Below are 8,618 nucleotides of genomic sequence, written 5' to 3'. Positions count from 1 at the left end.
CGACGTCGTGACATGGTGTGATCGTCTCCTTCTGCACCCATTCTGGTGCATCAGAACTCTCACAACCGCTGGACCCACCCACAGGGCTCCAGTCACCGCCCGGCGCCAACAGTTCGACCAGCCGGAGCACGAATTCGGCCGCCGACTCCCTTGCCCGAGCCGGATCCATATGCGCGACGATCCCAGCAGGCGACATCGTTTCGAAGAACTCGCCGATCGGATAGCTCAGTGACCAGAACGACGCGACCAGATCAAAGCTTCCCGCCCGGTTTTCGCCGATCAGAGTAGTGACCGCGTCGCGTGTATCAGCTTGGAAGGTGCGTGCGTCGGGGAATCGGCGCGCGGCCACGGCAACCATGGCCGCGCTGTAGTCGGCCAGTACCAACTCACTGGCATAGTCGGCCAGGACATCGGTAATCCGGCCCGTACCGCATCCGAATTCGGCAATCCGGAGAGCCGAAGGCGGCTGTCCGTAATGGCGGGTCATCCAATCTGTTACCAGCTCTGGATCGGTGGCGCCGCCGAAGTAGTGCCGCAGCAGCAACTGGTCGTAGACCCCGTCGGCCTCGTACACGTCGCGGAATGCCGGAGTCGAGTTCATTGCTGGATACCTTCCGCCTCGGCGGCGAGGTCATCGAGATATGCGAGCACAGCTCGCATATGGTCCTCGGTGACTTTCGGATTGTTGGCCATGAAACGCAGCGGTTGCAGTATCGCGCCGCGCCGCAATCGGCCCAGGTCGTCGGGGACCGTGAATTGATGAAGATGCCACTGCCCTTGATCGATGATCCGGTCGTGAATCGCGACATTGAGCGAATTGACCCGAGCGATCGCAGAGTCGTCGGCGACGCCGTCTGCGGCGATACCGACAGGCAGATACGCGAACGCCACCGCGGCCAGATCCGGATCGTTGATCCTGACCAGCCTCGGATGGGCGTCTACCAGCCCCGCGAACCGCGCGGCAGCGGCGACCCGGCGCTCGGCGAGGGCGGCCAGCCCGGCGCGGCCCTGACCGAGCATCATCATCCACAGCTTCAGGCTCAGCCACCCCTTGGTCCCGATGAACGGAGTGACCTGGCCGAACGCGAAATCCTCCTGCATGATCAAATCCGAGTACGTCGACACAAGACGCAAAACCGACGGGTCACGCACCAACAGCGCAGACAATCCATACGGAATTGCCATGATCTTGTGCGGGTCAACAGTGACGCTGTCGAATTCGGCGATGCCGTCGACCAGCCCCGACAGCTGCGGGCTGAATGTGGCCAGCAGTCCCCAGCAAGCATCGGCGTGCAACCAGATCCCTGGATCGGAATCCCGCACCAAGTCTGCGACCGCTCTGAGATTCTCGACGGTCTGAGTGCGGCTGTCCCCGGCGTAGGCGACCACCGCCATGACCGAACCCTTGTGCACACGAAGGGCTTCAGTGAGCGCGGCCAAATCATAGCGAAATTTGTCGGTGGCAACCTCGATCAGGTTCGCACCGCACCCGATCCAGGTCAATGCCGCCTTGACGCTGTAGTGGCCGATGGCTGCCGGCACAACGACCGCGCACCGCGAGGGGTCGTGCACACCAGTGCGCATAGTGTCCGGCGCCGCATTTTCACGGGCGAGCATCATCGCCACGCTATTGCTCGTGGTGCCGCCCGGGGTGATGAAGCCGCCCACATCCCATACCGAACGCACCTGCTCGACTGCCGGGTTGTCGTAGCCGAGCAGTTCACGCAACCACCGCACGGTGGCGATCTCGACGAACGTGCCCGATGGGCTGTCGAAGGACTGGTTGATCATGTTCTGCTACGTCAGATCCGCCAACAGCGTGCCCATCAACGCACACTGGTCATCGCCGGTGTCACCGAATCCCATGAACCGCGGACTGGCCTCGTTCTTACACAGTGGTAGCAGCGTCGTTCTTACACAGTGGTAGCAGCGTCGACTCGAACTCCGCCAGAACTGCTTCCGGGCTCATCGGTGCATCCGGTAGATCGGTCAGCAGTCGATCCCGAATCACAGTCGCAGCCATTCTCCGCCCGTAGATATCGGGCCGGGCCTTGAACCGTAGCCCGAGGTCGAGAGCTCGGTGCAGGATCGCGGCCCGGTGCGCGGCCCGCCGGGATGGATATGGCGAGGTATGAAATGTGGAGTGGGGCTGCGTCACCGGATGTACCTCCTCTAGTGCCCTGGCCTGCGGTGAGCGCGTTCCGGTCGGCAGCCGTGATAGGCGCCTCACCCGGCCCGGCTCAGCAGGCCTTACTCGAAACGATTTCGCTGAATTGCGATTTCGATGTCCCATTTCCTCACTGCCCCGCGGTGTTTCGGCAGAGTGGGCGCATACTCACGGTGTACTTACGCACACGCACACCCACGCGGACAGGAGCGCGCGACAGTGACCCCGGCCAACACTCCGCCCGGCAATGAGCCCGCAGAACCACAGGTCAACGTCTTCGCGCTCGAGTTGCGTCGCTGGCGTGACGTCCGCGGTCTGTCTCGAAGCGCACTGGCAGCCAAACTCGGCTACAGCCGTCCTTACGTATCCAAGATCGAGTCCGGTACGGAGAAACCTTCCCGCGAGTTCGCCGCATGTGCCGAATCGGCGCTTCAGGCCGGAGGCGCCTTGAGGTCGGCATTCACCGAGTTCACAGCCAAGCGGTCAACCATCTCTCGCACGCCGGCAACCGTCCAAACAACCAACACGACCGGATCTTTGTTGGTCGACCACGACGACGCGAGCCTGTCATTCGACGGACGCGTCTACCGGCTGCGCCAGCGACGGCGGCTGATCAACGACGGCCCCGACCCGATTACCCGCTACCTCATCAGAATCTCCGTGGACCGCTACCCCGGCGACCCCGAACGATCCAACCAGCTCTACCAGGAGAATCCGCTGACCTGGGAAGAGATCGACCTGCACGCCTGGCACGGCGACCACCGGATCGAACCGATGGCTTGGACCGCCCACCACGATCGCGACGCCTTCAAAGAAGTCTGGCTGTTGTTCGGTGAACCGGACGGTGGGCGCCGCTTCCCGCTCTACCCCGGCCAGGCCTGCTGGACCGAATACGAATACACCGTGTCGGAGATCCACTGGGGCAATTGGTTTCAGCGCGCTGTCCGCCTGCCCACTAACCGCCTATCGGTCCGACTGGACTTCCCGGCTGCACTCGAACCCTCCGTATGGGGACTACAAACCTCTATGACCGCAGAAGGACAGCCGTTCCGCACACCCATCTCCTGCCGAGTAGACGAAGGACGGTGCCGGTACTCCTGGTCTACCGATCACCCGCCACTGCACGCGCGCTATCGCCTCGAATGGGACTTCCGAGGCCGCAACGACGACGAACGGACGCCACCCAGCAGGGTTATGGCAGGCCTGGGCATCGTGCAGGAAGGCGACGAGATTCTGCGCCGAATCGCGCGTCCGTTCGAGCTCCCCGCCGAAGCCGAAGACGCCCGCCGCGTGGTCGCCGAACTCAACTCGGCCGCCCAGCGTGTCGCACAGGCCCACGTATTCGGCAAGGGCATGGGCATCGCGGCACCTCAGACCGGTATCGGCAGAGCCGCCGCGATCGTGCACACCCCCGACGGCAACACCATCACTCTGTTCAATCCGCGCATCGTCGAAACCGGCGGCGGCGAAGATGATCAGTACGAGGGCTGCCTGAGCTTCTTCGACCTCAGAGGACAGGTACCACGCGCCCTGGCGATCCATGTCGAACACACCGATATCGATGGCAACACCCGAATCACCGTGTTCGAACGCGGAGTCGCCCGCCTGGTCGCGCACGAAATAGACCACCTCTACGGACAGCTCTACCTCGATCACATGCGCCCGGGCGTAGAACCCATCCCCGTCGAACAATACCGAGCCACCGGCAAGAACTGGACCTACTGATCGAGCAGTCGACCGCCACGCTACGGCCGGATAGAAACGAAGGCGCCCCGGGCCTTTCGGTCCGGGGCGCCTTCGCTGTGCTCGTACGCTCAGAGGTTCTTCGGGAGTTTGATGGTCTCCGTCGGTGCGTCCGCGTTACCCGTGCGGGGCAGCGTGGTGGTCGGCGCGTCGGCCGAGCCGGCTACCGAGGAACCCCCGGTGGGGCGCCGGGCCGGGCCGGTGGGCCGGGCCGGCCGACCGCCGCGACCGCCATTGATACCGAGCACGAGTCCGGCGATCAGCGCGATCACACCGACGATGCCGAAGACGATCGGCAGGACCCTGCCGAACAGCGACAGCTTGTCGATATTGTCCTTGGCCACCGCGAGCTGCGATTCCACGGTGTCGGTGTCGAAGACCATATTGGCCTTCAGCGCGGGGACCTCCACCTTGTCGGCGGTGCGGCTGTAGAAGATGTTGAGCTGTTCGCCGCCCTTGACGACGGTGCCGGTCTCCGGCTCCACCCAGACGTCGCGGGTGTTGCCGTAGAAGCGGTACATGGTGACCGGCTCCTCGCCGCCCTCGACGCCCCATTTGGCGGCGGGCAGTTCCAGCTTGTTGGTCGGCGCCTTGGAGACGTCGGCCAGCTTGGTCACCGGGACCTGCTGCCGGAAGTGGTAGACCTTGGTGCCGTTGATCTCGGTCTCTTCCTGGAACACCATGTCGGTGGTGGTCCGGGCCAGCACGTCGAAGTACGGGTAGGTCTTCTTCTCGGTGCCGATCGGGAACCGGTACTGCAGCCCCGTGTGCTGGACCGGATCGGCGATGCTCTCACCCTTGGAGTTCGTGGTGATCGCGATCGAACCGTTGGGGTCGGTGGCCACCGGCTCACCGGTCTTGCGGTCGATGGTGACCCGGTCGACGTAGGCGGTCAGCACGCCGGTATCGCCGGATTTGTCGATCCGGCGCAGGGTGTTACCGGCCTGGATCGTCATCTCGTCGGCGTCGGAGGGATCCTCGACGGTGAGGAACCGCTGGGAGACCAGCGGTACATTCTTGTCGACCTCGGCCGAGCGCCCCTCGGCCGTCAGCGACGAGGAATCCAGGACCAGGCTTTCCTGATCTTTCTGGTTGACCGCGACGGTGGTGATCTCGAGGTCGAGAGGAGTCTTGGCCATCTTGCTGACGGTGTAGGTGGGGATCATCAGCGCGGCGACGATCAGCAGCGCGCCGAGACCCACGAGCACGCAGGCAACCGTCCTTCTGGTTCCGGCACTCAGTGCCATGCAAACTCTCCTCGTCGTAGAACACAGGTCGTTCCGCGGGTACAGCGGGGCGCCGCGGCACTCGTGAGCCCTGACACTAACAGCCTGAGGGTTACCCAGGGGTTGGCGAGGCCGGAATCCGACCGAAATCGGGGGGAGTCTAACCCGCATTGTGAAATACCGGCTTCCTACGAGCGCGGACGGCCCGGCAGACTGGGACCCGATGACGACCACACCGACCACCGAGACCGGCCCCTGGCCACGCGCCGACCAGAGCGAACGCCGGGTGGGGCCCGGTCGCGACACCTCCACCCCGGATCCGGCGCCGGTGCCCGTGGCGCGTCAGCGGGGCTTTCTTCCCGCGCTCGAGGGTATGCGCGGCCTGGCCGCCCTGGGCGTGCTGCTCACCCATGTGGCCTTCCAGACCGGCGCCACCGGCATTCCGGGGCTCGGCCGCCTGCTGGAACGCTTCGATATGGCGGTCGCGGTGTTCTTCGCGCTGTCCGGTTTCCTGCTGTGGCGTCCGCACGCGCTCACCGCCCGCGGGCTCGGCGACGCTCCCACGCTCGGCTACTACCTGCGCCACCGGGTGGCCCGGATCGTCCCCGCCTACTGGATGGTGGTGTGCACGGTGCTGTTGCTGGTCCCGGCCGCCGCCGATACCGCCGGGCTCCAGGTGTGGATGTCGAACCTGCTGCTCCTGCAGGTCTTCGTACCGCTCACACTGACCGACGGGCTCACCCAGATGTGGAGTCTGTCGGTGGAGGTGGCCTTCTATATCGCGCTGCCGCTGCTGGCCTGGCTGCTGCACGGGTTGCGGGGCCGCGCGGCCGCGGCCCGGGTACCGGCCGTCCTGCTGCTCGGGCTGGTCTTCCTCGGCTGGAACTTCCTCCCGGTACCGACTCCCGATGCCATTCATGCCGACAACTGGTTGCCCGCCTATATCCCCTGGTTCGCGGGCGGCATGCTGCTCGCCGAGCTGACCTGCGACGACCGGCGCCGGGCGCGCCTGCGGCTGTTGGGCAACCAGCGGCTGATGTGGGCGATCGCCGCCGCGGCGTTCGTGGCGTCGGCGACCCGGCTGGGCGGGGTCGCCGGGCTGACCCGCGCCGAGCCCTGGCAATACGCCGCCAAGATGGGTCTCGGCGCGGTGATCGGGTTCGCGCTGCTCGCGCCCCTGGTGCTGGGGCCGCCGGAGACACCGCATCGCTGGCTCACCGCGGCGCCGGTCGCGACGGCGGGACGCTGGTCCTACGGGATCTTCATCTGGCATCTCGCCGTGCTGTCGGTGATCTTCCCGATCTTCGGCATCCTGCCGTTCAACGGCAATTTCGGGGTGGTGCTGGTGCTGACGGTGGCGTTCACGCTGCCGATCGCCGCGGCCAGTCACGCCCTGGTGGAAGAACCGTGCCGCCAGTGGGCGCGGCGGCGGGACCGGCCGCGGGCCGCGAAAGCCTGATACGCCGCCTCAGCAGTCGCAACCGCAGCCGTCGCAGCAGCACCCGTCGCTGCAGCAGCCGCCGCAGTCCTGACAGCAGCTGCAGCAGTCGCAGCAGCTGCTGCAGTCGTCGCAGCTACAACCCCGGCCGACCCAGGATTCCTTCTGTTCGCCGCTGCACGGCCGGGTGTGCTCGGCGCAGCAGGCGTAACCGGTGCAGTACTGGGTGCAGATCAGCTGGATCGACTCCGCGACCCCCGGCCGCTGCGGACCGGTGGAGTGGACGCCGACCGGGTTCGTCCCGGCGGACGCGGTGGGCGGCGGCGCGATACTACGGCCGAGCCCGCGCAGCGCGGTGGTGAGCGGATCGAGTAGCGCCCAGCGCAGCGTCGGCAGGCCGGTCAGGCCGGCGGCCCGCAGTGACGTCCGCAGTGAACGATCCGATTCCCGGACGAGCGCGTAGGCCTCGGCCCGGGTGGTACCGGTGGCGGCGAGGGGGTTGAAACGATCCGCGGCGGCGTCGGCGTGATAGTCGGTGAGCGCGTCGGCCAGATGCGCGATCCGGCCGAACTCGTCGCCCGCGCTGCGCAAGGCGTCCACATTGTCCGGGCGATCGGCCAGTACCGCGGTATGGGCGAAGAACTCCGCGGCACAGCGACGACTGGCGCGGGTCAGATCGTCGAGGGCGGCGGCGCCCGACGATCCGGCGCCGGCGGCGACCCGGCGTTCCGCGCTCGCCTGGGCCTCGATCGCCGCGACGAGTGGAGCGATATCCAAGCCGATGGCCGTGGCCCGGGCGTGCGCGCCCGCCGACCAGCCGGTCGCGATCCGCCGCATCGGCCGGTGCAGCCGGGGGCGGGTATCACCGTCGTCCACATGGTCGGCGACCTTGGCGGAGCCGAGCAGCAGGGAGGCCGTGGCGGCGAGCTGGACCGGCGCCGAGGTACCGACCGGGACCCGCGCGGTCCGCATTCCGCGCAACGGGCACGGTCCGGCGGTGCGGCGCGCGGCGGGTGCGGGGGCCTGGGCCTCGGTCAGCAGCGCGAGCACCACCGCGTCGGTATTGGTCGCAGTCCGCGCCAGCTGTCCGTGGCCGTCGCGCAGCCCGAGGCACAAGCCGCACATATGGGCCTGCCAGAGCTGGGGGTCCACCCCGTATTTCGCGGCGCCGTGCCGGCACGGCCGCAACATTCCGAACACTGTGCCCTCCCGGTCGGATGGCGTCCTCCGCGACATCCGTTGCGCGCATCGAAAATACGGAGCGCGCGGGCAGGGCGCAACAGGAGGGCGGCGCCGAGCGGGCAACCGGAACTATTCGGGCGATTCGCCCGGTTCCGTGCTGTCCGCCGCGCCGGGTTTGCGGCCGGACAGACCGCGCCACGCCAGCGCGTCGAGTAGATCCACGGCTTCGGCCACGTCGATGCGACCGGCGGCGACGGAATCGGCGATGGCCTCCCCCGCGCCGATCACCGCGACCGCGACGATATCGAAGTTGGTCCCGGGCTCGGCGTGTTTGGCGCTGGACTCCAGCAGTTTGGCGGTCAGTTCGATGACCCGCTCCCGGGCGTTCTCGATCTCCGAGGCGAAGGCCTGCTGACCGAGCGCCTGGCGATAGAGGACCTGCCAGGAGTTGCGGTGGGCATCGACGAAACCGAGGAACCCCTCCAATGCGGTACGCAACTGTTCGTGCGGGCTGAGCAGCGGGTTGCCGGCGGGTGCGACCGATTCGAGGAAGCGCAGGCCTTCGCGCTGTATACAGGCGCGGAACAGCTCGTCCTTGGAGCCGTAGTAGAGATACAGCATCGGCTTGGAGATCTCGGCTTCGGCGGCGATGGCGTCCATGGAGGTTTCGTGGAAGCCCTTGCGCGAGAAGACCTCGACCGCGGCATCGAGCATCTGCTGCTCGCGCACCGCTCTCGGAAGCCTTTTCGTACCGCCCGCCATCACGTCTCCATAAGGTTGTAGGTGTTCAGGACAAGAGGTTCTGGATGCCCAGGGCGGTGGGGTGTGGCTGATCGCGTCTTGCCGTTGGGTGGTTCGTTAG

7 protein-coding genes are annotated in these 8,618 nt (G+C 66.5%); 2 read left to right on the top strand and 5 right to left on the bottom strand.

What is annotated here, in order from left to right; all coding sequences use genetic code 11:
* Positions 1-601 (bottom strand): class I SAM-dependent methyltransferase (locus tag ABZV91_RS31335; RefSeq protein ID WP_355249341.1); only part of this gene is annotated, 601 nt, incomplete at its 3' end.
* The gene (locus ABZV91_RS31330; RefSeq protein WP_355249340.1) at positions 598-1,791 is read right to left on the bottom strand and encodes a pyridoxal-dependent decarboxylase; all 1,194 of its coding nucleotides are present in this window, start codon (positions 1,789-1,791) and stop codon (positions 598-600) included. The genes ABZV91_RS31335 and ABZV91_RS31330, both read right to left, overlap by 4 nt.
* Positions 1,792-2,386: 595 nt before the next feature.
* Here ABZV91_RS31330 and ABZV91_RS31325 point away from each other — a divergent pair.
* Positions 2,387-3,892, top strand: a complete 1,506-nt coding sequence (locus ABZV91_RS31325; RefSeq protein WP_355249339.1) for a peptide deformylase — start codon at positions 2,387-2,389, stop codon at positions 3,890-3,892.
* Between the two features lie 89 nt (positions 3,893-3,981).
* On the opposite strand, the gene ABZV91_RS31320 is transcribed toward ABZV91_RS31325, so the two are convergent.
* A complete protein-coding gene (locus ABZV91_RS31320; protein WP_355249338.1) occupies positions 3,982-5,157 on the bottom strand; it encodes a DUF3068 domain-containing protein in 1,176 nt (391 codons plus the stop codon).
* Positions 5,158-5,509: 352 nt separating this feature from the next.
* Between ABZV91_RS31320 and ABZV91_RS31315 the strand changes: the two genes are divergently transcribed.
* Entirely contained in the window at positions 5,510-6,595 is a 1,086-nt protein-coding gene (locus tag ABZV91_RS31315) for an acyltransferase (protein WP_355249342.1), read from the top strand.
* Positions 6,596-6,604: 9 nt separating this feature from the next.
* On the opposite strand, the gene ABZV91_RS31310 is transcribed toward ABZV91_RS31315, so the two are convergent.
* Positions 6,605-7,765, bottom strand: a complete 1,161-nt coding sequence (locus ABZV91_RS31310; protein WP_355249337.1) for a DUF5685 family protein — start codon at positions 7,763-7,765, stop codon at positions 6,605-6,607.
* Between the two features lie 120 nt (positions 7,766-7,885).
* Complete coding sequence (locus ABZV91_RS31305; RefSeq protein WP_355249336.1) at positions 7,886-8,518, bottom strand: TetR/AcrR family transcriptional regulator; 633 nt, start codon at positions 8,516-8,518, stop codon at positions 7,886-7,888.
* Between the last annotated feature and the right edge of the window lie 100 nt (positions 8,519-8,618).

The organism is Nocardia sp. NPDC004568, assembly GCF_040609955.1.
In the GTDB taxonomy this organism is placed as follows: domain Bacteria; phylum Actinomycetota; class Actinomycetes; order Mycobacteriales; family Mycobacteriaceae; genus Nocardia.
The sequence above is the reverse complement of the archived record's forward strand: the minus strand, read 5'-3'. Positions and strand labels throughout refer to the sequence as shown.